Origin of the sequence: Rubrobacter calidifluminis (assembly GCF_028617075.1) — a bacterium.
GTDB lineage: Bacteria > Actinomycetota > Rubrobacteria > Rubrobacterales > Rubrobacteraceae > Rubrobacter_E > Rubrobacter_E calidifluminis.
Window position 1 is genome coordinate 126,558 of sequence record NZ_JAQKGV010000004.1, and the last position, 21,956, is coordinate 148,513.

A 21,956-nucleotide genomic window follows, 5' to 3' on the forward strand; every position below is an offset into this window, starting at 1 on the left:
CAGGGAGAGAGGCTTGAGCTTTGTCTCCCGTTCGCTGAGGAGCAGGGCGGCGTTCTTGGCCGTCCTGCTCCTCTTCATGATCTTCGCTCTCGCTTCATGCGATAGCACACCCGTTGCCACGAAGGCTCCCGGTGCGGGCGGGGATGCCTCGCACCACGCGGCGGGAGGGGGCCGGGGAGACTCGGGTAGCGTTCGGGGGGGCGACAAAGAGGCGCGGACGGGGGACGCCTTGAAGGCCTCCCCCGGGAGCGTGACCGTGAAGGCAGCCGATCCCAGCAGGGTGCTCTCCAGGAAGAAGCTTCCGGATGGCTTGCCCTCCTACAGGGGCTGGAATGAGAAGGGCTCTGGAGGCTCTTCGCGTAAGATGATCTCGGTCGGGACATCCGCGGGTGCCATACCGGCGGTCAGGCCTTTCAATTTCGGCCGTGATCCCGGCGGCCCCAAGGACAAGAAGCTCTACCTCTCCATCCCCAAGATAGGGCTGCAGGACGTGCCGGTCTACAACTCGGTCGACTCGGCGAAGCTCGACGAGGGGGCGGTGCATGTGCCGGCGACGGGTTTTCCCTGGCAGAAGGGTGCAAACGTCTACATAGCAGGTCACCGCCTCGGCTACCCTAACACGGGTTCGCTCTACCTCTTCTACCACCTTCCCGAGCTTACGGAGGGTGACGAGGTCATCCTGAAGGACTCCGCCGGCCAGGAATATACCTACCGGGTGATAAATAAAGAGACCGTAGGCCCGGAAAACGTGCAGGTGATGAACCCGGTACCCGGGAAATCACTCGTGACCCTGCAGACCTGCACCCTCCCACACTATACAAAGCGGATCATTGTGCAGGCCGAACTGGTCGGCCGGTCCCGGGAGTAGGGCTGCCTACCGAAATGGTATATTGACTCCATGGTAACCGACCTCTTACAACCACTGCATCTTCTGATCCTCTTCGCCATCATCCTCACCGCCGTGGGACCCCGGCGCTCGATGCGTCTGGCCCGGGAGGTGGGGGATGGTCTCGGGAGGTTGAACGGCTACCGCCGGGAGCTCAGGGAGGGCTTTGCCTCCGCGCTCGCCGACAGGGGGGAGACCCGAAAGAAGGAGCGTTGAGGCGGGAACCGGTCTTCCACGGTGTGTGTGCTCCGAGTCTGCGCCTGAGCGTCCTCTCGAGCGGGAGCTCTGGGAACGCCACCTACGTCGAGGCCGGAGGACGCGGATTTCTGGTCGATGCCGGGCTATCTGCTCGCGGCCTGCGGCGTCTGCTCGCCCGCGTCGGGCGTGACCTGGAGAGCGTCGAAGCGGTCCTCGTCACTCACGGGCACTCGGACCACACCTCCGGCATCCGCTCGCTGGTGCGTGAGCGCGGGGTGGAGGTCTACGCCGCGCGGGGGGTGTGGGACGCGCCGGGGACCGTTGCCGTGGAGGTCGCGGAGTCCTTCGAGGTGTGCGGGGTACGGGCCGCCTTCTTCGAGGTACCTCACGACGCCCCGACCTGTGGTCTCAGGATCTCCGGTGGAGACGGGGTCACAGCCGCTTTCGCCACCGACCTCGGGGAGGTGACGCCGCAGGTCCTCGGCTGGATGCGTGGTGCGCGGGCTCTCGTCCTGGAGGCCAACCACGATCCCGAATGGTTGCGCAGGGGGCCGTACCCCATGGATCTCAAGCGCAGGATTCTCTCCAGCCGGGGGCACCTCTCCAACCTGCAGAGCGCCGAAGCCGCGCTCGCCCTGGCTCCGTACGGGCTCTCGGAGATAGTCCTTGCGCACCTCTCCGAGACCAACAATACGCCGGTGAGGGCCTGCGGAACCGTCGCGCTCGCGCTGCGTAGAGCAGGTTACGGCGGAGTACGGGTCCGGGCCGCGATGCGTCGCCATCCTACACCCTGGATCTCGGTGGGGGCACTGGCGGATGACGACGGGGAGTGTGTCTACCGCCGCGCGGAAGAGTCGGGGCGTCTGTTCGATCTGGGGAGGTGATCCGGCGCGCAACCATCGTCGCCGTCGGGAAGGTCCGGGGATGGGCCGCCGGAGGGTGTGAGAACTACCTGAGCAGGCTCGGCCGGTATTTCCGGGTCGAGGTCATCGAGGTGCGTGAGGAGGATATCAACCGCAGGAAGCCTGATGAAGTGCTCGCCTTGGAAGCGGAGCGGCTTCTGCGGAGGCTGCCGCGGGGCTCTTATACCATCGTCCTGGACCGCGAACGGGGTAGAGAGCTCTCCTCGGAGGAGTTGGCCGGCAGGCTCTCTTCGCTCGGGGCGCTGGGAAGGAGCCACGTGGCCTTCGTCGTTGGGGGACCGCTCGGTCTCGATGAGAGGGTGCTCGAGCGTGCTGATTTCGTCCTCTCGCTCGGCCGCCTGACGCTCCCGCACGCGCTCGCCCGTGTCGTGCTCCTCGAGCAGCTCTACCGGGCGGTGAAGATCGAACGCGGGGAGCTCTATCACTGGTAGTTGACCGATCTTTTAGCGATCTCTAAGATAAGATCCGGGTTCACATTTACGAAGATTCAGGCTGTCCGCAGGGGGAGGTGAAGCGGGGCCATGAAGGGTCAGGGGGCCCGGAGGGGGGCTCCGACCGCCATCACGGGTGACGTGCGCCGGATGCCTCTCCCTGCTCCGGTTCTGTTCCTGTGGGGATTCGCGGCTGCCCTGCCGGAGATCTTCAGGATGGAAGAGACCTTAAAGGTCGCGCTTCTCTCAGCGCTTTATGGGTGCTCCGCGATCTTCGCACTCGGCGCTTGCGGGTGGGCTGCCGTGAGAGGTTCGTCACGTCAGGCGAGGTGGTTCTGGGGTCTCTGCTTCTCCGGCGTCGCCCTGGTGCTCGCCGGATATCTCATCTGGCTGGTCCTTGGTACCAGCGGGTTCGACTCTCTCGGGTTTATGCCCCGGGATCCGATGTACGCTCTGGCGTATCTCTTACTCTTTCTTGCCTTCACATACCTGGTTGCGGTGACCACAAGGGGTGTCTTCCCGCTAATCCCGCTGGATACGCTGGCGGTCATGGTCTCGACGGGGCTTCTCGGATGGTACTTCGTGCTCGGGCGCGCGATGGACGGCGTCCTGCAGGATCTCAGGAGGGAGGCCGTGCTCAACTTCGCGGGCGGGGTGGCGGATGCCGGGCTGCTCTTTCTCGCCCTGGTGGTCCTCTCCGGCGACGAGCGGCCCGCTTTCGCCGGGTGGCTGGTGGCCGGGCTCTCCGTGTTCGTGTCCGCAGACCTCGCCTACTTCGTCGGCGAACCGCTTGGCGGGGAGAAACCCGGCGGGTTTCCCGTGGTGATGTGGAGCCTGGGGATGGTGTTATTGGGCCTTGCGGCGCTCCGCGGGGACGAGAGGGTGGATGAGATGCCGGGGTGGGCGCGGACCGCCGGGATAGGCTCCCTGCGGACGTTCTTATTCTGGTTCGGCCCACTCTCGCCGTCGGTGCAGTACGCCTTCCTGGCTGGCTGGGTGTCCCTCCATCCACCGGTACCCCCCTATGTCTTATGGGCTGGGGCCTTCTTCGTCGTCTACTTCGGTCTGAGGACCTCCGCCCTCACCCTCGTCAGTCACGGCATACGTAGGGAGACGGCGGGCCTGGCCAGGAGGGAGGAGCAGGCCAGGATCTCCGAAGAGCTCAGGAGGTCGCTGGAGCGGGGTGTGGGGGAGATGAGGGCCAGTCTCAGAAAGGCCCGCGCTGCGCTCGACCGCGGCGACGGGAGCCTGGCGGGCGAGGAGCTCGGACGGGCCGAGTTCGAAGCTCGCCAGGTCGGCTATCAGGTGTCTCTGCCTGTAGAGGAGATGCTTGGCAGGTGCGGGAAGGTGCTAGATCCAGAGGGCGCGCTGCTGCGCTTCGTGGAGGATCTACGGGGGTGTTTCGGGCTTGAGGTGTGCGTCGATCTCCGGGCTCCGTTCGATGGTTTGGATCCCTCCGAGACGGCAGCCGTCTGCAGGGTGGTGTGCGAGGCACTGTGGAACGCCGCGAGGCACTCCAGAGCGAGTGATATACGGCTTGAGAGCCGGAGTGTGGGGTCGGTGTTCGTCATCCGGGTACGCGATGACGGGTGTGGTTTCTCGCCGGATGATTCCCGTGAGGGGTTTGGAATACGGGTGATGCACCGCCGGGCCGCCGAGATCGGCGCGGGACTCGACATCGTCTCTTCGCCCCACCTCGGGACCACCGTGCAGCTGCGCCTGCAGCGTTAGGGAGAGGTGGCCGCAGGATGTTACCATAAGCGTATGCGGGTACAGATCGACAGGTTCGAAGACGGTGGATGGGCCGTCCTTGTGCCATATCCGCGGAGTGGCGTCACCTTCGACGTGCCAAGGGAGATGATTCCGCCAGGGTGCTCCGCGGGGGACGTACTTGTGGCCAGGTTCATACCGGACGAGGCGGAGAGCCGGCGTGCTGAGGAAGAAGGCCGCGCCCTCATGAACAGGCTTCTCGGGAGAGGGGAGCTGGATGAGGCTTGAGCAGAGGCTCGCCGCAGCCATAAGGGATGCCGCTCGCCGGGTGTACGACGTGGAGCTCGACGGCGTACACGTCGAGAGGCCCGGCGATCCCGGCCACGGGGATTACGCCAGCAACGTGGCGCTGGCTGGCGCCAGGATCTTCCGGCGCAATCCCAGAGAGGTGGCGGCGGAACTGTGCAGCGCACTCCGGAGCGAGCTCGTGGAGCGTGCCGAGGCTGCCGGCCCCGGGTTCATAAATCTCCGGTTGTCTGCAAGAGCGCTGTGGGCCGAAATAGAAGAGCTGCTGCGGCAGGGGCGATCCTACGGGAGGAGGGAACCGTATGGCGAGCCCGTGATACTCGAGTACGTCAGCGCGAACCCCACCGGCCCGCTGACCGTAGCCCACGGCCGGCACGCCGCCTACGGGGACTCTCTGGCCAGGATACTCTCCGCCTCGGGGAGACGGGTGTTCCGAGAGTACTACGTGAACGACGGGGGGAACCAGATACGCCTGCTGGGCGAGTCGGTCGCCGCCCGCTACGCCGCCCTCTACGGCAGGGAGTGGGAAGTTTCCGACCCGGGTTCTCTTTACCAGGGCGATTACATCACCGACATAGCTCGGGACCTCGCCGCCGAGCGGGCCGACGATCTGTTCGAGGCTCCCACGGAGGAGGCGATCAAGGAGATCAGCGCCTTCGCCGTTCGGTGGTGTATGCGGGAGATAGAGAGGAGCCTCGCCCGCGCCCGGGTCGGATTCGACGGGTATTTCAGCGAGAGGTCTCTCTACGAGTCGGGTAAGATCGAGGAAGTTCTGCAGCGGCTCAGGCTGAGCAGACACACCTACGAGAAGGAGGGGGCGCTGTGGCTCTCCTCGAGCGACTTCGGGGACGACCGCGACCGGGTACTCGTGAAGAGCGACGGCTCCTACACCTACATGGCCCCGGATCTCGCCTACCACCTGGACAAGTTCGAGCGTGGTTACCGGCGGGCGGTGGACGTCCTGGGAGCAGACCACGCGGGCTACCCGCCACGCATACGGGCTGGGCTCGTGGCGCTCGGGGTGCCGGAGGACTTCCTCGATGTCGAGTTCGTACGGCTGGTCAAGCTCGTTCGGGAGGGTGAGCAGGTGAAGGTGAGCAAGCGAGCGGGCAATTTCGTCACCCTGGACGAACTCCTCGACGAGGTCGGCGTGGACGCCGCGCGCTACTTCTACGTCCGCTCCTCTCACCGTACGGAGATGAACTTCGACCTCGATCTCGCTGTTCGGCAGTCGGACGAGAACCCGGTCTACTACGTGCAGTACGCGCACGCGCGGATCTCCTCCATATTTCGGAGGGCCGGTGTCGAGGCGGGGTCGCTCGACTCCGTCGAGCCTGCTGAGCCTGCCCCAGAGGAGCGCCTCCTTGCCCTGGAGCTGCTCGACTTCCCGCGGGTGCTGGAGAACGCCGCGCAGAGGCGGGAGGTGCACCCGATACCGAAATACCTCGAAGGGCTCGCCACGCTCTTCCACCGCTTTTACACGGTGCACCGGGTGCTCGTGGACGACGAAGCCGAGCGTGCGAGGCGGCTCGCCCTCTGCGCCGCCACCAAGAACGTGCTGAGCTCTGGCCTCGAGCTGCTCGGGGTCGAGGCTCCGGAGAGGATGTAGCCTCTAACCCTGCTTCCCGGGGCGGGCGCGTCTGCTCTGGCGCTCCTTCTGCGCCCGGGTCATCTTCCTGAGCCTCTTTATCGCCTGCAGCGTGACGGACATGTCTATACCTCCTCGCTGTCGCTGGCATGGCCCCGTGAGCTCGTCGCTCTGCGGGGTTTCGAAACGTCTTCTGTGCAGACCGGGCCATAGGCTACATCGGCGGCCGGAACGGTCAAGGTGACTCGACGGTGGCCGGGGTTAAACGTTTCACCCCGGCTGTAGGGTGATGGCGGTTCGAGAACGCCCCGGCGGGGTAAAACTCTTTTGGGGATCAAACCCTCTGAGAGGCATTGGGCAAACTCCAACGGGGGTCGAAAGATGTCGGAAGGTTCTTCGATCGGGCGGGGTGGGCGGCGTTTCGTCTATACCGCATCCGGTATCTGTGCGCTGGGCGGGCTTCTCTTCGGTTACGACACCGGGGTCATCTCCGGTGCGCTACTTTTCCTGAAGCGCGATCTCGGCATACAGCACGATGCGTTCATGCAGGGGTTGGTGACCAGTGCGATTCTGATCGGGGCCATGATCGGAGCGCTGGTGTGCGGGTCTCTCGCCGACCGGCTCGGGCGCAGGAGGCTCACGCTCCTGGCTGGGGTCGTCTTCGGTGTCGGGGCCATAGGGGCTGCGCTATCACCCGACGTGGCGGTGCTGGTCTTCTTCAGGATAGTTCTCGGCCTCGGAGTTGGGCTCGCCTCGGTGATAGTGCCGATGTACATAGCGGAGATCTCTCCGGCCGAGGTGCGTGGCAGGCTCACCTCGCTCAACCAGCTCATGATCACGGTCGGTATCCTGGTCGCCTACATAATCGACTATGTGCTCGCCCCCTACGCGGCCTGGCGCTGGATGTTCGGGCTCGCCGTGATACCGGCGGCCGTGCTCTTCATAGGGATGTACTTCATGCCCGAGACCCCGCGCTGGCTCGTCAGCCACGGCCAGCTCGACGTCGCGCGGCAGGTTCTGGGACGTACCCGCGGGGAGGAGAGGATCGAGGAGGAGATAGAAGGGATCCAGGAGGCCGAGCGGCGCGCCAGGGAGCAGGCCGGTTGGGGGGAGCTGGTCAAGGCCTGGATCCGTCCGGCTCTCATCGTCGGGCTCGGGCTCGCCATCCTGCAGCAGTTCGTGGGTATCAACACGATCATCTACTACGCCCCGACCACGCTCACCAAGCTCGGCTTCGGAGACTCCGCTTCCATCCTGGCGCAGGTAGGAATAGGCGTGGTCAACGTGCTCTTCACCTTCGTCGCGATAAGGACGCTCGACACCATAGGTCGCAAGAAGCTGCTTCTGGCCGGGAGCATCGGAATGACCGTGAGCCTGGCGGTGCTCGGTTTCCTCACGCTCGCGGTGGGGATAAAGGGTGGGGCCATCGGCATCATCACGATAATCTGTCTCGCCGTCTACATAGCCTCCTTCGCGGCCACCTGGGGCCCGACGGTCTGGGTGATGCTCCCGGAGATCTATCCTCTGCGGGTGCGCGGGCCTGCGGAGGGGCTCGCGACCTGGGGGAACTGGGCCTCCAACTTCCTCGTCTCCCTCACCTTCCCGAGCATGCTCGCCGGGCTCGGTCAAGGACCGTCGATGTTGATGTTCGCCGGGATGGGGGTGATATCGTTCCTCTTCGTGCTCGCGCTCGTTCCCGAGACCAAGGGGAAGACGCTCGAGGAGATAGAGGAGGAGCTGAACGTCGAGGTCGAAAAGGCGGGCTGAGCCGCTCTGGTATACTGCTGGATACACCCGCGTGATCCCGAGAGAAGAGACCTGGGGAGGAGATGAGCGCGAGCAAGCGGCTGGTCATCTGTCAGGTGAGCGACATTCACTGCGGTAGCCCGCATTTTATTCCCGATCTTCTGGAGCGCACGATCCTGGAGGTCAACGAGATGGACCCTACGGCGGTGGTGGTCTCCGGAGACCTCACCGACGCCGGCTACCGGCAGGAGTTCGAGACTGCCGCCGACTACGTGCGCCGCTTCCGCTGCGAGCGGGTGATGGTCATCCCGGGCAACCACGACTCACGCAACGTGGGATATATACACTTCGAGCGTCTCTTCGGGGAGCGGTATTCGGTCCTGGATTTCGACGAGGCGGTGATGGTCGGGGTGGACTCCTCGGAGCCGGACCTGAACGACGGCCGGGTGGGGCGCGAGCACTACGAGTTCATCCGCGAATCCTTCGCCGGGGCTGGCGACAGGTTGAAGATCTTCGTGATCCACCACCATCTCGTGCCCATCCCCGGCACCGGACGGGAACGCAACATCATCTTCGACGCGGGTGACATCCTGGAGCTCCTGGTGGAGGTGGGCGTGGACCTCGTGCTCTCCGGACACAAGCACGTGCCCTATTCCTGGAAGCTCGAGGACATGTTCATCGTCAACGCTGGGACCGCGTCGACCACCCGGCTGCGGGGGAACACCCGTCCCTGCTACAACGTGGTCGAGATAGAGGACCGCCGGGTGCGGGTCTTCCGGAAGTATCCGTTCAAGGAACGCGAACTCGCGGTGGACTTCAACCCCAGGACGCACGCCTACTATCGCCGGGAGGAGAAGATAGATTCGGAGGTTGTGCTGCCGGGCGAGCGGTAGGGGCCTGGAAAAGATGCGCGCACTTTTCCTGATAGACGGAGAGCACTATCCTCCGGTCGTGATCGAGGCGATAGAGGAGTTGCGCGCTTCCCTCGGCGTGGAACCGGTCGCGGCGGCTTTGCTCGGGGGGACGGAGAAGATCGGGGAGGGAGCCGACTACGGGCTGCCGCTCGTCTTCGGGGAGGACCCGGAAGACGCCGTCAGGGAGGCGATCGTACGTTACGAAGTGGACGTCGTCGTCGATCTCTCCGATGAGCCGGTGGTCGGTTACAGGGAGCGGATGAGGATAGCCTCGAGGGTACTCGCCGCGGGCGCGCGCTACGTGGGCAGCGACTTCGAGCTTCGTCCGCCGGAGTTTCATCCCGTCTTTGGGAAGCCTTCGCTGGCGGTCATCGGCACCGGGAAAAGGATCGGGAAGACCGCGGTGACTGGGTATCTCGCCCGGCTTCTGGCCCGGGAGGGGTTCGATCCGATCGTCGTCTCCATGGGGCGCGGGGGTCCCCCGCGCCCGGAGGTGATAGATGGGAAGAGGATGGAGATCGGCAGCGACTATCTTCTCGAGGCGCTGCGGCGCGGGGCGCATGCGGCGAGCGATTGCTACGAGACCGCCGCGCTCAGCCGGGTGACGACTGTGGGGTGCCGGCGCTGCGGCGGCGGGCTCGCCGGGGCACCTTTCGTCTCCAACGTGATCGAGGGGGCGAGGGTAGCCGCCGGGCTCGAGGGGGGCCTCATCCTCTTCGATGGCTCGGGGGCCGCTTTGCCGCCCGTGGAGGCGGGGGCGCGGGTGCTCGTCGCCGGAGCGAACCAGGACCCCGAATACGTGACCGGGTTCCTCGGCGCCTACCGGCTGCTCGTCTCCGACGTGCTGCTGATCACGATGGCCGAGGAGCCGCTGGCCTCACCCGAGAGGGTGCAGCGGCTCAGGCAGGAGGTTCGGAGGGTGAAGCCGGAGATCGAGGTCGTCCCCGTGGTCTTCCGCCCGCGGCCCGTCGATGACGTGCGCGGGGTACGGCTGGTGTACGTCTCCACCGCGCCACGGCAGATGCTCGGCAGGTTGAGCGGGTATCTCGAGGAGGAATACGGCTGCAGGGTGGTGGCGGCCTCGGGGAACCTCTCGGACCGGCGGGCCCTCGAATATGACCTCGAAGCGGCGGGGGACGCGGAGGCCTATCTCACCGAGATCAAGGCTGCCGCGGTCGACGTGGTGGCACGGCGGGGGCGGGAGGAGGGGATACCTGTCTTCTACTGTGACAACGAACCCGTGGCGGAGGGGCTCGAGTCTCTGCTGATCGATCTGGCCCGGCGTGCGGCGGAGGGGTTTGCGGGAATGGACTGTGGTTGAAGGCATGCTCTGGTGTATAATTTCGATGCTGAAGTATCCCGCTACGGTTCCACGATCGTAGGGATACTCCGTATCAAATTCCGCAAGACCCCGCCCTCACTGAGAGAAGGGTTCCGGGAGGGGCCCGCGGCGGGTACGGGAGGTGGGTGATCCTCTATTAGCACGGTCGAGCCCCATTCCGGGGGGATGATGAGGGCTATTGAGCTTGCAACCGTGACCGAGCAGGTCGCGTTGCGGGTGGCCCGTCTGGAAGGTTCAGGTTCTCCGGAGGAGGCCTATACCCTGGCCAGCAAGACTTTCCGGGAAGAGATGGACAAGGTCCACGTCTCAGCGGAGGTGGTCGTCTTCCGGGAGGAGAGACCGGGGAGGGGGAGGCTGGTGCATTCCGAGGTGCTCTCGGTGGGTGACGTGCTCGGGTCCGGTGGGGTCGAGGTGGACATCGCTGTCGAGCCCGTCGAGGGGCTCTCGCTCCTGACCAAGGGGCTGGCGGGTTCGGTGACCGCGGTGGCCGCCTCGCCGAGGGGCACGATGCTGCGGACGCCGGACATGTACATGAGCAAGCTCATCGTCGGTCCCCAGGCCAGGGGGAAGATAGACATAGACGCCCCCGTGGCTCAAAACATTCGAGCCATCGCGGAGGCGATGGGGCGTGAGACTTCTGAGATAACGGTCGCCGTACTGGACCGGGAGAGGCACGAGGGACTCATCGAGGAGATCAGACGCAGCGGGGCCAGGATACAGATCCGTCCCGAGGGGGATCTCGCCCCGGCCATCGCCGTCGGGTTGCGGGGGGCCGATCTCGACGCGGTCATCGGGATCGGGGGAGCGCTGGAGGGTATCCTCGCCGCTGCGGCCATAAAGTGCCTCGGTGGTGAGATGCAGGCGCGGATGTGGCCGACGCAGCGATCTCAGGTCGAGAAGCTCAGGGAGTGTGGGCTCGACGACCCCGAGCAAAAGCTTACGTTGGGAGATCTCATTCGGGGTGATGAGGTGGTGTTCGCTGCCACCGGCATCACGCCCGGGGAGACCCTCGAAGGCGTGAAGTACTTTAGAGGAGGAGCGAGAACGCAGACGGTTGTGATGTCCACCAACCCGCGTATGGTAAGATTTATCGACACCATCCATGTTCTGGGACCAGATGTCCGGCTGCAGGGCTTTCGACGTTGAAGCCACACCACCGGATTGTCCTGGAAGTATCTTAGCAAACGAGAGGTAAGAGATGGCCGACATATCCACCCTTGAACGCAAGAAGCTGAGCGATCTGCACCAGATAGCATCCCAGCTTGGCATCGAGAAGTACCGCAAGTACCGCAAATCCGAGCTCGCCGCCCTGATTTACAAGGTGGCTACAGAGCAGGCCGGCAACGGCGGCGGGCAGGCCCAGGCGAAACCGCCCGAGGAGGCTCAGGTCGCGGTGCGTCCCGAGGCGAACGGCTCCGCCGTGAAAGAGGCGGCTCCGGAAGCCGCCGCTGGGTCTGCCGGTGGGACGGAGACCGCGGTCGTGGAGAGGCCTAGAGAAGAGAGGCCGAAGAAGGAGGCCGAGCAACGGCAGCCGCGGTCGGAACAGCGTCCTCCCGAGGATGAGAAACTCAGGCAGAGCGGTGTCCTTGACATCCTGCCCGACGGATTCGGGTTCCTGCGCACCAGGGGCTACATCCAGAGCAAGGGGGACATCTACGTCTCCACCTCGCAGATAAAGCGCTTCAATCTCAGGCGCGGGGATTACATAGTCGGGCAGATCCGGCCCGCCCGCGAGGGCGAGAAGTACCCGGCGCTGGTGCGCATCGAGAAGATAAACGACCGCGAACCGCAGAAGGGGCGTCAGCGGCCGAACTTCGACGACCTGACGCCGCTCTACCCCATGGAACGGCTGCGCCTGGAGTGGAAGCCCAACGACATCGCCCCGCGGGTGATAGACCTGGTTGCCCCGATCGGCAAGGGGCAGCGCGGGCTCATCGTCTCCCCTCCGAAGGCGGGCAAGACCACGATTCTGAAGCAGATCGCGCAGTCCATAATCGCCAACTACCCGGACGTGAAGGTGCTGGTTCTTCTCGCCGACGAGCGCCCGGAGGAGGCGACGGACTGGCGGCGCAGCGTGCCCGAGGCGGAGGTCGTGGCCTCGACCTTCGACCAGCCGCCGGAGAACCATATCGCCGTGGCAGAGCTCGTCCTCGAGCGCGTCAAGCGGCTCGTGGAGGAAGGCGACGACGTGGTGGTGCTGCTCGACTCGCTCACCCGCCTCGCGCGCGCCTACAACCTGGCCGCCCCCGCGAGTGGGCGTATCCTTTCCGGGGGTGTGGATTCGGCCGCGCTCTACCCGCCGAAGAAGTTCTTCGGCGCGGCGCGCAACATCGAGAACGGCGGCTCGCTCACGATCCTGGCCAGTGCCCTCGTGGAGACCGGCAGCCGCATGGAGGAAGTTATCTACGAGGAGTTCAAGGGCACCGGCAACATGGAGCTCCACCTGGAGCGCAAGCTGGCGAACAAGAGGATCTACCCGGCCATCAACATCGAGGATTCCGGAACCCGCAAGGAGGAGCTCCTGATGGAGCCCGCCGAGGCGCAGAGGGTCTGGCAGGTCAGGAACATCCTCAACGCGCTGGACACCAGCCAGAAGATAGAGCTCCTCATCCAGAAGCTCAAGGAGACCCGTACCAACGCCGAGTTCCTGCGCGAGCTGCAGCGGGTGCGGTAGCGAGGCGTTTAGAGGTCGGGAAGGCGCCGCTCTCGTCCGCGGGGGCCCGCCTTCCCGGGCTTTCTGGACGGGAAGTATTAAACTAGTTGTCGTTCGACGAGATCCTGCAGATCGGAGGAAAAAAGATGAAGAGTGGTATCCATCCGGCCTACACGAAGACGATCGTGAGGTGTAGCTGCGGCAACGAGTTCGAGACCCGTTCGACCGCCGAGCAGGAGGTGCTGCACGTGGACGTGTGCTCCGCCTGCCACCCCTTCTTCACCGGCAAGCAGCGCATAGTCGATTCCGGCGGGAGGGTCCAGCGCTTCCAGGACCGTCTGGCCCGGCGGAGCAAGAAGTAGCGGGGCCACCATGCGGGTCGGCGGGCAGGCGGTGATGGAGGGCGTCCTGATGCGCTCCCCCAACTTCTGGGGGGTGGCGGTCAGGACGCCCGACGGGGAGGTAGACATCAAGGCCGAGCGGTTTCGTTCGGTCACCGGAAAGAGCCGCCTGCTGCGCCTCCCGGTGATAAGGGGTTTCGTCTCTCTGGCCGAGACCCTGTGGCTGGGCATGCGGGCCCTCACGCTCTCCACCAACATCGCGCTCGGTGAGGAGCAGGAGCTCTCCAGGAAGGAGATAGCGGGTACGATGCTCTTCGGGCTCGTGCTCGCGGTGGTGCTCTTCCTGGCGGTTCCGGTGCTCGGCACCAAGGGGATAGGCTGGCTCCTCGGAGGTAGGATCGAGAACCCCCTGGTCTTCAACCTGGTAGAGGGGGTTTTGCGCATCGCCATCTTCCTGGCCTACCTGGTGGGGATCACGGCGGTGAGCCGCGACATCAAACGTTTCTTCGCCTACCACGGAGCCGAACACAAGGCGATAAAGGTCTACGAGCGTGGGGACGAGCTCGTCCCCGAGAACGCGAGGGACCTCGACACGAGCCACGTCCGCTGCGGCACGAGCTTCATCCTCTACGTGCTCGTGCTCTCGATCCTGGTCTTCTCGCTGCTCGGTATACAGGGGTGGGCCGCGATGGTCGCGAGCAGGATAGTCGTGATCCCGCTGGTCGCGGGTATAGCTTTCGAGTTCATAATGTGGAGCGCCAGACACCAGGAGAGCCCATTCGTGAGGGCCCTGATCTGGCCCGGGCTGCAGCTGCAGAAGCTGACGACCCGTGAACCCACGGACGAGATGGTCGAGGTGGCGATGGCCTCGCTCAAGAAGGTGCTCTCCATGGAGCAGGAGGCGCGAGGCGGCGGTGTGGACGATGGTACGAGCAAGCTGGTGATCTAATTTGGACGAGCAGGTCGTAAAGCTGGCGGAGGAGACGCTGGGCAGGTTTCGGGCGCTCACGCAGGAGCTGTCCGACCCCGGGCTGTACTCGGATCAACGCAGGTACGCGGAGGTGGCCAAGGAACACGCGCGTCTGAAGCGCGGCGCCGAGCTCTGTGAGGCGATGCTCGAGGCCATAAAGGAGGGCCGGGAGGCCAGAGAGCTGGTCGAGTCTTCGGAGAACGCCGAGGAGAGGGAGTTTTTCGCCTCGGAGGCCGCCGCGGCCGAAGCAAGGGCAGAGGAGCTGGCCGAGGAGATCCGGGCGGAGTTGATAGTGCGTGATCCGAACGACGACAAGGACGTCATCCTCGAGATACGGGCCGGGGCCGGGGGAGACGAGGCCGCCCTGTTCGCCGGTGAGCTCTACGAGATGTACGCCCGGTATGCCGACCGGCTCGGTTTCAGCCACCGCATACTCTCTTCGAGCCCGGCGGAGATCGGTGGCTACAAGGAGGTCGCCATGGAGATCAGCGGCGACCGGGCGTACTCCATCTTCAAGCACGAGGGGGGTACCCACCGCGTCCAGCGCGTTCCGAAGACCGAGAGCCAGGGGCGCATCCACACCTCCACGGCGACCGTCGCCGTCCTCCCGGAGGCCGAGGAGGTCGAGGTGGAGATAAACCCCAACGACCTCGAGATAGACGTCTACCGCTCCTCCGGACCCGGCGGCCAGAGCGTGAACACCACCGACTCGGCGGTCAGGATCACCCACAAGCCGACCGGCCTCGTCGTGACCTGCCAGAACGAGAAGAGCCAGCTTCAGAACAAGGAGCAGGCGATGAGGATCCTGCGCTCGCGCCTGCTCGAACGAGAGCTGCGCGAGCAGCGCGAACGGCAGGGGGCGATGCGGCTCGCTCAGGTCGGGACAGGAGATCGCTCTGCGAAGGTCCGTACCTACAACTTCCCCCAGGGGCGCGTTACCGACCACCGGGTCAACCTCACCACCCACAACCTCGAGGCCGTGCTCGAAGGGGAGCTCGAGGAGTTCACCCGTGCTCTGGCCGCCAAGGAGAGGGCCGAGCGACTGGCCGAGGAGGCGGCCGGGGCCAGAAGCTGAGTTTTGCTGCACCAAGCTTTGACCAGCCGACGGTTTGTCAGGTGGGCGGCGGAGGAACTGCGTGCCGCAGGCGTACCCGAGCCCGAAGTCTCGGCGGAGGTACTCCTCGCCGAGTTGCTGGGCGTGGGCAGGGCCGAGGTGGCGGCCCGCGATATCCCGGTCTCCGGTGAACTGCTGGATCGCTACCGTTCCATGGTCTCCCGACGCAGGGGACGTGAGCCCGTGCAGCGCATCCTCGGTTATGCGTACTTCCGTAAACTTAAGCTTGAAGTAGACGGTTCGGTGCTCGTGCCGCGCGCCGACACGGAGAGCGTCGTCGATGTGGCGTTACGCTGGATCGACGGGCGCGGGGGGGAGGCGAGGGTGCTCGACCTCGGGACCGGTTCGGGGGCGATAGCTCTTTCCGTAGCGTTGGAGAGGCCCCGTTGTGAGGTCTACGCTTCGGACGTCTCTTCTGCGGCGCTCGAGGTCGCCCGGCGCAACGCCGCTTCTTCCGGGGTGGAGGTGACCTTCCTGCAGGCCGACCTCTCGAGTGGGCTCGAGGAGCTTGCGGGGAGGATCGACCTTCTCGTCTCGAACCCGCCCTATGTGAAGAGCGGGGAGATCGGCGCTCTCATGCCCGAAGTACGCCTGTGGGATCCCCCCGGGGCCCTCGACGGCGGTTCGGACGGCCTCTCCTTCTACAGGAGGATCTTCGCCGAGATCCCGGAGCTGCTCGCGCCCGGGGCCGGGGTGATCCTGGAGATTGGGGACGGACAGGCACAAGAGGTGTTCGACCTCGGGGAGAAAGCCGGCTTCCGCCCGCTCGGGGTGGAGCGTGATCTCGCCGGCAGCGAACGTGTGGTCGCCTTCGTGTGGGAGGTGAGATGAAAGCTAAAGTAAAGGTGGAGGAGGCGGCAGAGCGTCTGAAGCGGGGCGAGGTCGGGCTCGTTCCGACCGAGACCGTCGTCGGGCTCATGGCCACGGAGAGAGGCGTGCGCAGGATACAGGAGATAAAGCGGCGGGATCCGAGCAAGCCGCTGCAGCTTCTGTGCCGCTCGGCCCGGGAGGCGTTCGGTCTTGCGGCCCGGGTTCCCCCGCTCGCCGAGAAGCTCGCCGGGCTCTACTGGCCCGGAGGTCTCACGCTCGTGCTGGACCGTCCAGGGGGTGGGACGGTGGGGCTGCGTGTCCCGGACCATCCTACCGTGCAGCGAATCCTCGAAGCCCATGGCGGACCCGCTTACGCCACGAGCGCCAACATCTCTGGAGAGCCGGCGCCCTCCTCGCTCGAGGAGGTTGACCCCCGGGTGCTGGAGGAGGTCGACTTCATCGTGGAAGGAGAACCCGGCGGGGGCACGGCTTCTGCGGTGGTGGATCTGTCGGGAGAGAACCTGCGGGTGCTGCGTCCTTCGGGGGAGCTGGACCAGGAGAAGCTGGAGCGGCTTCGCCGGGAGGTCGGTGTTTGAGGACGGAGCGCGGGGTGTTTATACTCCTCTCCCGGGCTGGCTGCAAACGCCGGTTTCAGGAGCCGGCACACGCCAGCCTGCAACCCTGGCTTCGGGCAGCCTGGGGCTGGCGACGGTAGAGATTCGGAGGTGAACCTTTGATCGGGCCTTACGTCGAGGTGGACGCGGAAGTTCAGGAAGCTCTGGACGCGGAGCTCGAACGCCAGCGGAACACGATAGAGCTCATAGCGAGCGAGAACTTCGCGTCGCCGGCGGTGCTGGCTGCCCAGGGTTCCGTACTGACCAACAAGTACGCCGAGGGGTATCCCGGGAAGCGGTATTACGGTGGTTGCGAGCACGTCGACAGGGTGGAGAGCCTGGCCATAGAGCGGGCGAAGAGGCTCTTCGGTGCCGAGCACGTCAACGTCCAGCCGCACTCCGGCAGCCAGGCCAACGAGGCCGCCTACGCCGTGTTGCTCGAGCCCGGGGAGAAGGTTCTCTCGATGGACCTCGCCCACGGCGGGCATCTGACCCACGGGATGAAGATCAACTTCAGCGGCAGAACCTACGACTTCGTCCACTACGGTGTGGGTGAGGACGGCTACATAGACCACGACGAGGTGCGTGAGATAGCCCGGCGCGAGCGGCCCCGGCTCATAGTCGCCGGGGCGAGCGCCTACCCTCGCACGCTGCACTTCGACGCCTTCCGTGAGATCGCCGACGAGGTCGGGGCCTATCTGATGGTGGACATGGCGCACATCGCCGGGCTGGTCGCAGGAGGGGTGCACCCATCCCCGATCCCCTACTGCGAGGTGGTCACGACGACGACCCACAAGACGCTGCGCGGCGGGCGGGGCGGGATGGTCTTCTGCCGCGAAGAGTTCGCGAAGAAACTGGACAGCCGGGTCTTCCCTGGTTTGCAGGGCGGGCCGCTGATGCACGCCATAGCCGGCAAAGCCGTTGCGCTCGGCGAGGCGTTGAGGCCCGAGTTCGCGGACTACGCCCGGCGGGTGGTGGCAAACGCCCGGGTGATGGCCGAGAGGCTCATGGAGGGTGGGATGAAGCTCGTCTCCGGCGGGACGGACAACCATCTGATGCTCGTCGATCTGCGCGGCAGCGGGGTTACCGGCAAGGAGCTCGAGACGAGGCTCGAAAGTGTCGGGATCACCTGCAACAAGAACATGGTCCCCGGAGATCCCGAGCCACCGACGGTGACCAGCGGCATCAGGCTCGGCACCGCCGCCGTAACCACGCGCGGCATGGGGGAAGAGGAGATGCGCGAGATCGCGGACATCATAGCGGCCGCGGCCCGGGGTGAGACCGATGGGCTGCGCGGGAGGGTCAGGGAGATCGTGGAAGCCCACCCGCTCTATGCGTGACTACCCCAACCTTCACGTCGTAGACCTCCCGCTGAGCCGGCACAAGCTCTCGGTTCTCAGGGACGAGCGCACCAGGCACCGGGAGTTCCGGCAGGCCATGCACGAGCTCGCCCTCATCCTGGTCGCCGAGGCGACGCGTAGGATGCCGACGAGCACGGTGAAGGTGCACACCCCGCTCGCTGAGACGGAGGTCGAGGAGATCTCGGGACCCATCTGCTTGGTGCCCGTGCTGAGGGCCGGTCTGGGGATGCTCGAAGGGGCGCTGGCGCTGCTGCCGGAGGCCACGGTCGGTTTCATGGGTCTCTTCCGGGACGAGCGGACCACCGAACCGGTCGAGTACTACGTGAACCTTCCACGCAACCTGAAAGACTACTTCGTCGTCGTGCTCGACCCCATGCTCGCCACCGGCGGCAGCCTCTCCGCCACGCTCGCCAAGCTCAAGGAGGAAGGGGCCGTCTGGATCTCGTGCGTGCACGCCGTGGCCGCCGTACCCGGGATAGAGCGGGTCACGCGCGAACACCCGGACGTCTCCTTCTACACGGCGGCGGTGGATCCGGGGCTGGACGAGAGAGCGTTCATAGTGCCGGGGCTGGGCGATGCGGGGGACAGGCTGTATGGCACGCTCTGAAATCTCGAACCGGAACAGGCCCTCCTGGGACCAGTACTTCATGCGCATAGCGCATGAGGTGGCAACCCGTTCTACCTGCCCGCGCCTTGCGGTCGGGGCGGTGATCGTCCGCGACCGCAGGATCCTCACCACCGGTTACAATGGCAGTCCTTCCGGGATGCCGCATTGCGATGAGGTCGGCTGCCTCATACGGATAGTCGACGGGCGGGAGAGCTGTCAGCGGACCCTCCACGCCGAGCAGAACGCCATCATCCAGGCCGCATATCACGGGGTCAGCGTGCGCGGTGCCTCGATCTACTGCACCCACCAACCCTGTCTTCTCTGCGTGAAGATGATCATCAACTCCGGCATAGAAGACGTCTACTACGCTGGGGGATACCCAGATCCCCTCGCCCTTGAGATGGCGGCTGAGGGTGGGCTCAAGATGGTCAGGCTCGGGCCCGATGAGGCTCGAGGATAGACGTTTCGCAGGTGGTGCGAATCCGTTTCTTTGCAGCAATATAACCAGTAAGGTATAGTTTGCTCAATGGTGGAGAACAATTCTCTCAAGGCGGATATGGGCGGTAATTATGCCCGATACATAGGGATTGGGTTCGCTTTCGTGGCCGTGATCGCGGCGCTCGCTGCCGGCGGTTTTTTCGTCGATGGACTTGTTGGCACCCTCCCCCTCTTCACGATCCTGGGGCTCGTCGCGGGCTTCGCCGGGGCTCTCTACTATGTGTACCTCGCGGTGAAGGGACTGGGGGGGAGATGACCGACCAGTGGCGTCTGGCCCTCGGGTACGCGCTCCGGGTGTCCGTCGTCGCTGTCGTTGTGGGGGCCGGGCTGGTGTACGTCTACGGAGTCGTAGTGGCCGGTGCCTTCGAGTACGGGGTTGGCGTCGGCCTGGTGAGCCTGATCTCCACGGCCCTGACCGTCACGCTGCTGACCACGAGCTCGTGGCTTGGCAGAGGGTGCGGTGTCGGGTCTTTTTTCCTGCGTTACGGATTCGACGCGCTCGCTCTGGGGATTCCGGCCTTCTTGGGGCTCTGGCCCGTTGTGGCCATGCTCTCGGGCTTCACGATGGTGTATCTGGCGGAGATCGTCTTGCTGGTTCCCAGGGCGGTGGCTGGGGGCGCGGTGCGCCGCGCTCCCGGCTCTGAGGCGGTAGGTGAACTAGTAGAGCGGAGGGCTAAGATTTGACGGTTACGCTGGCGCTCTTGAAGCTCAGCCAGGAACAGGTCAGGGAGAAGATCCTTCACACTTGGGCTAGCGGGGAGAAGTCGTGGGTCATCCCGATCCACCTCGGCCCCCTCAACCTCTCGATAACGAAGATCGAGTGGTTTCTCTTCATCGGGGTTGCAGTGACGTTCCTGTTCCTTTTCTTTGGAAGCCGGGCGCTCAAAAACCGGCCCGGGGCATACCAGGTTCTCGTCGAAGAGACTTACGGCTTCGGCCGACGGATGCTGGGAGGTCAGATAGGCCCCGAAGGGATGAAATGGTTCCCATACACCCTCTCGATCTTCGTTTTGCTCCTTGTTCTGAACCTCATAGCCCTCATCCCCAACACCTACCCGGTCACCAGCAATCTCTCCTTCACCGGTGCGCTGGCGATACTTACCTTCATACTCACCCAGTACGAGGGTGTGAGGCGGCACGGGCTCGGGGAATACCTCAAGAGCTGGGTGCCCGAAGGCTCCGGCCGGTTGATGGCCCCGGCCCTGTGGTTCCTGCACCTCATACAGGAGTTCACCAAACCGCTCACCCTCGCCATGCGACTTTACGCGAACATCATTGCTGGGCACCTGATCATATTCGTTTTCCTCAGCTTCATCCTCTACTACGGGATCTACTTCGCCGTAGTCTCCGTTCCGCTCGCGGTGGTGTTCTATGCATTTGAGATATTCGTGGCTGTGATCCAGGCATATATATTCGCTATACTTACGCAGGTCTATATAGAGTTGGCCATCTATGGAGAGGGATAGGATATCCCGGCTTTCTTCGAGCAAACTTTGCGGGTAAAGTCAGGTCCCTGAGAGGGGCGAGAGAAAGGAGATAGAATGTTGGAGACGGCCACCAGCGTCCTCGAGCTAGCCCAGACGGGGGGCTTTGATGGCACCCTGGCGCTCCTGCAGTCGAACATAACCGACCAGGGTCTCAAGTATCTGGGTACGGGCATCGCGGCCGGTACGGCGGTCATTGGCTCGGGGGCCGGGATGGGGTATCTGATTGGCCAGACGATAGCGAGCATCCACCGGCAGCCGGAGGCGTTCGAGCAGACGCGGGGTCTGATGTTCCTCGGCATCGGTCTGGTGGAGGCGTTTGCGCTCTACGGTCTGGTCTTCGCCATACTCCTCGCCTTCGTCCTCTAGCTTCTGGCAGGAGGGTAAAGGAGCATGGGCGGCGGAATATTCGACGTAACCAACACGAGCCTGGTTTTCTGGGAGCTCGTCAGCTTCGCCATCCTGCTTATCCTGCTCTACCGGTTCGTCTACCCGGTGCTCCGGGAGCAGATACAGCGCCGGCAGGCCGCCATCGAGCAGGCCATCGAGGAGGCCGAGCGGACCCGAGAAGAGGCGCGGGAGCTCCTGGAGGAGTACCGCAGGCAGATGGAGGAGGCCCGGCAGGAGGCGCGCCGCATCCTGGACGAGGCGAGGAGGCAGGGTGAGGCTCAGCGTGAGCGGACGAAGGCCGAGGCCCGGCAGGAGGCCGAGCGGATAATCCGGCAGGCCCGGGAGGAGATCGGGCGCGAGCGCGACGCCGCGCTGCGCGAGGTGCGCCAGGAGGTCGCCGAGATGGTCGTACAGGCGGCGGAGCAGGTGCTGCGGCGCGAGATAGACCGGGAGGAGCACGAGAGGCTCATCCAGGCCGCGCTGGACGATCTCGAGGCCGAGGTTGCCGGCTCCGTGAGCGGAGGTTAGTTTGAGCGCCGTCTCAACCTATGCCGAGGCGCTCTTCGCGGCGGCGCGGGAGCGCGACGAGCTCGAAGGGGTCCTTGGGGATCTGAAGGAGTTCGTCGAGGCGCTCGAGGGTAATGAAGAGCTAAGGCTCTTCTTCTACGGGGGGCAGCTCGAGAAACGCGAGAAGCGGCGGGTCATAGACGCCCTGACCGAGCGGATGAGCCGGTCCACCCGCAATTTCCTCAAGGTGCTCGTGGACAACGATCGGGAGGAACTTCTCCCTGAGATACTGCTTCGCTACGAGGAACTCGTCGAGGAGCACCTCCGGCGCGTCGAGGTCGAGGTCGTCACCGCCATCGAGCTTTCCGAGGGGGCGGTCAGGCGTCTCAAGGAGAGGCTGGAGGGTATACTCGCAGGCAGGGAGGTGATCCTGAGGACGAGCGTGGACCCGGAGATAATCGGTGGAGCGGTCTTCAGGTTCGGTGACAGGATGATGGACGGCAGCCTCCGGGGGCAGCTGGAGAGCCTGCGGGAGGCGATGGTCGAGAGGAGTGTTGTATAGC

26 protein-coding genes are annotated in these 21,956 nt (G+C 64.8%); all 26 read left to right on the forward strand.

Going from position 1 to position 21,956, the window contains the following annotated elements; genetic code table 11:
* The first annotated feature begins 13 nt into the window (after positions 1–13).
* Complete coding sequence (locus PJB24_RS04745) at positions 14–868, forward strand: class E sortase (RefSeq protein WP_273843248.1); 855 nt, start codon at positions 14–16, stop codon at positions 866–868.
* A 30-nt stretch (positions 869–898) separates the two neighbouring features.
* On the forward strand, positions 899–1,102 hold the full coding sequence (locus PJB24_RS04750; protein ID WP_273843251.1) for a twin-arginine translocase TatA/TatE family subunit: 204 nt from the start codon (positions 899–901) through the stop codon (positions 1,100–1,102).
* Positions 1,099–1,968, forward strand: a complete 870-nt coding sequence (locus tag PJB24_RS04755; protein WP_273843252.1) for an MBL fold metallo-hydrolase — start codon at positions 1,099–1,101, stop codon at positions 1,966–1,968. The genes PJB24_RS04750 and PJB24_RS04755 overlap by 4 nt, the downstream gene beginning before the upstream one ends.
* Entirely contained in the window at positions 1,965–2,438 is a 474-nt protein-coding gene (locus PJB24_RS04760; protein WP_273843254.1) for a 23S rRNA (pseudouridine(1915)-N(3))-methyltransferase RlmH, read from the forward strand. Before PJB24_RS04755 ends, PJB24_RS04760 begins: the two co-directional genes overlap by 4 nt.
* 90 nt (positions 2,439–2,528) lie before the next feature.
* On the forward strand, positions 2,529–4,169 hold the full coding sequence (locus PJB24_RS04765; RefSeq protein WP_273843256.1) for a sensor histidine kinase: 1,641 nt from the start codon (positions 2,529–2,531) through the stop codon (positions 4,167–4,169).
* Between the two features lie 33 nt (positions 4,170–4,202).
* Positions 4,203–4,436, forward strand: coding sequence for a DUF3006 domain-containing protein (locus PJB24_RS04770; protein ID WP_273843259.1), 234 nt, complete (start codon positions 4,203–4,205; stop codon positions 4,434–4,436).
* The gene (gene argS, locus PJB24_RS04775) at positions 4,426–6,063 is read left to right on the forward strand and encodes an arginine--tRNA ligase (protein ID WP_273843261.1); all 1,638 of its coding nucleotides are present in this window, start codon (positions 4,426–4,428) and stop codon (positions 6,061–6,063) included. Before PJB24_RS04770 ends, argS begins: the two co-directional genes overlap by 11 nt.
* Positions 6,064–6,423: 360 nt before the next feature.
* Positions 6,424–7,809, forward strand: a complete 1,386-nt coding sequence (locus tag PJB24_RS04780; protein WP_273843263.1) for a sugar porter family MFS transporter — start codon at positions 6,424–6,426, stop codon at positions 7,807–7,809.
* A 62-nt stretch (positions 7,810–7,871) separates the two neighbouring features.
* Positions 7,872–8,681 (forward strand): metallophosphoesterase family protein, encoded by an 810-nt coding sequence (locus tag PJB24_RS04785; protein ID WP_273843265.1) that lies wholly within the window; start codon positions 7,872–7,874, stop codon positions 8,679–8,681.
* 13 nt (positions 8,682–8,694) lie between these two features.
* Positions 8,695–10,023: a 2,3-diphosphoglycerate synthetase gene (locus PJB24_RS04790; RefSeq protein WP_273843267.1), complete on the forward strand. Its 1,329-nt coding sequence runs from the start codon at positions 8,695–8,697 to the stop codon at positions 10,021–10,023.
* Positions 10,024–10,212: 189 nt separating this feature from the next.
* Positions 10,213–11,190: a class II fructose-bisphosphatase gene (gene glpX, locus PJB24_RS04795; RefSeq protein ID WP_273843269.1), complete on the forward strand. Its 978-nt coding sequence runs from the start codon at positions 10,213–10,215 to the stop codon at positions 11,188–11,190.
* Between the two features lie 52 nt (positions 11,191–11,242).
* The gene (gene rho / locus PJB24_RS04800) at positions 11,243–12,718 is read left to right on the forward strand and encodes a transcription termination factor Rho (protein WP_273843271.1); all 1,476 of its coding nucleotides are present in this window, start codon (positions 11,243–11,245) and stop codon (positions 12,716–12,718) included.
* 125 nt (positions 12,719–12,843) lie between these two features.
* Positions 12,844–13,059 (forward strand): 50S ribosomal protein L31, encoded by a 216-nt coding sequence (rpmE, locus tag PJB24_RS04805; RefSeq protein WP_273843275.1) that lies wholly within the window; start codon positions 12,844–12,846, stop codon positions 13,057–13,059.
* Between the two features lie 10 nt (positions 13,060–13,069).
* A complete protein-coding gene (locus PJB24_RS04810) occupies positions 13,070–13,987 on the forward strand; it encodes a DUF1385 domain-containing protein (protein WP_273843277.1) in 918 nt (305 codons plus the stop codon).
* 1 nt (position 13,988) lies between these two features.
* Positions 13,989–15,083, forward strand: a complete 1,095-nt coding sequence (gene prfA / locus PJB24_RS04815; RefSeq protein WP_273843279.1) for a peptide chain release factor 1 — start codon at positions 13,989–13,991, stop codon at positions 15,081–15,083.
* A 3-nt stretch (positions 15,084–15,086) separates the two neighbouring features.
* Positions 15,087–15,953 carry a peptide chain release factor N(5)-glutamine methyltransferase gene (prmC, locus tag PJB24_RS04820; protein ID WP_273843281.1) on the forward strand — a complete coding sequence of 289 codons (867 nt, stop codon included), beginning with the start codon at positions 15,087–15,089 and terminating at the stop codon, positions 15,951–15,953.
* Positions 15,950–16,528, forward strand: coding sequence for an L-threonylcarbamoyladenylate synthase (locus PJB24_RS04825; RefSeq protein WP_273843283.1), 579 nt, complete (start codon positions 15,950–15,952; stop codon positions 16,526–16,528). The genes prmC and PJB24_RS04825 overlap by 4 nt, the downstream gene beginning before the upstream one ends.
* A 137-nt stretch (positions 16,529–16,665) precedes the next feature.
* Complete coding sequence (locus PJB24_RS04830; protein ID WP_337959004.1) at positions 16,666–17,886, forward strand: serine hydroxymethyltransferase; 1,221 nt, start codon at positions 16,666–16,668, stop codon at positions 17,884–17,886.
* Positions 17,879–18,514 carry a uracil phosphoribosyltransferase gene (gene upp, locus PJB24_RS04835; protein ID WP_273843285.1) on the forward strand — a complete coding sequence of 212 codons (636 nt, stop codon included), beginning with the start codon at positions 17,879–17,881 and terminating at the stop codon, positions 18,512–18,514. Before PJB24_RS04830 ends, upp begins: the two co-directional genes overlap by 8 nt.
* A complete protein-coding gene (locus tag PJB24_RS04840; RefSeq protein ID WP_273843288.1) occupies positions 18,501–18,974 on the forward strand; it encodes a deoxycytidylate deaminase in 474 nt (157 codons plus the stop codon). Before upp ends, PJB24_RS04840 begins: the two co-directional genes overlap by 14 nt.
* Before the next feature lie 96 nt (positions 18,975–19,070).
* Positions 19,071–19,268: an AtpZ/AtpI family protein gene (locus tag PJB24_RS04845; RefSeq protein ID WP_273843290.1), complete on the forward strand. Its 198-nt coding sequence runs from the start codon at positions 19,071–19,073 to the stop codon at positions 19,266–19,268.
* Positions 19,265–19,696 carry a hypothetical protein gene (locus tag PJB24_RS04850; RefSeq protein ID WP_273843292.1) on the forward strand — a complete coding sequence of 144 codons (432 nt, stop codon included), beginning with the start codon at positions 19,265–19,267 and terminating at the stop codon, positions 19,694–19,696. Before PJB24_RS04845 ends, PJB24_RS04850 begins: the two co-directional genes overlap by 4 nt.
* Positions 19,693–20,478 (forward strand): F0F1 ATP synthase subunit A, encoded by a 786-nt coding sequence (atpB, locus tag PJB24_RS04855; protein WP_273843294.1) that lies wholly within the window; start codon positions 19,693–19,695, stop codon positions 20,476–20,478. The genes PJB24_RS04850 and atpB overlap by 4 nt, the downstream gene beginning before the upstream one ends.
* 75 nt (positions 20,479–20,553) lie before the next feature.
* Entirely contained in the window at positions 20,554–20,865 is a 312-nt protein-coding gene (gene atpE, locus PJB24_RS04860) for an ATP synthase F0 subunit C (protein WP_273843296.1), read from the forward strand.
* Positions 20,866–20,889: 24 nt separating this feature from the next.
* Positions 20,890–21,414, forward strand: coding sequence for a F0F1 ATP synthase subunit B (gene atpF / locus PJB24_RS04865; RefSeq protein WP_273843298.1), 525 nt, complete (start codon positions 20,890–20,892; stop codon positions 21,412–21,414).
* A gap of 1 nt (position 21,415) precedes the next feature.
* Positions 21,416–21,955 (forward strand): ATP synthase F1 subunit delta, encoded by a 540-nt coding sequence (atpH, locus tag PJB24_RS04870; RefSeq protein WP_273843300.1) that lies wholly within the window; start codon positions 21,416–21,418, stop codon positions 21,953–21,955.
* Position 21,956 lies beyond the last annotated feature (1 nt).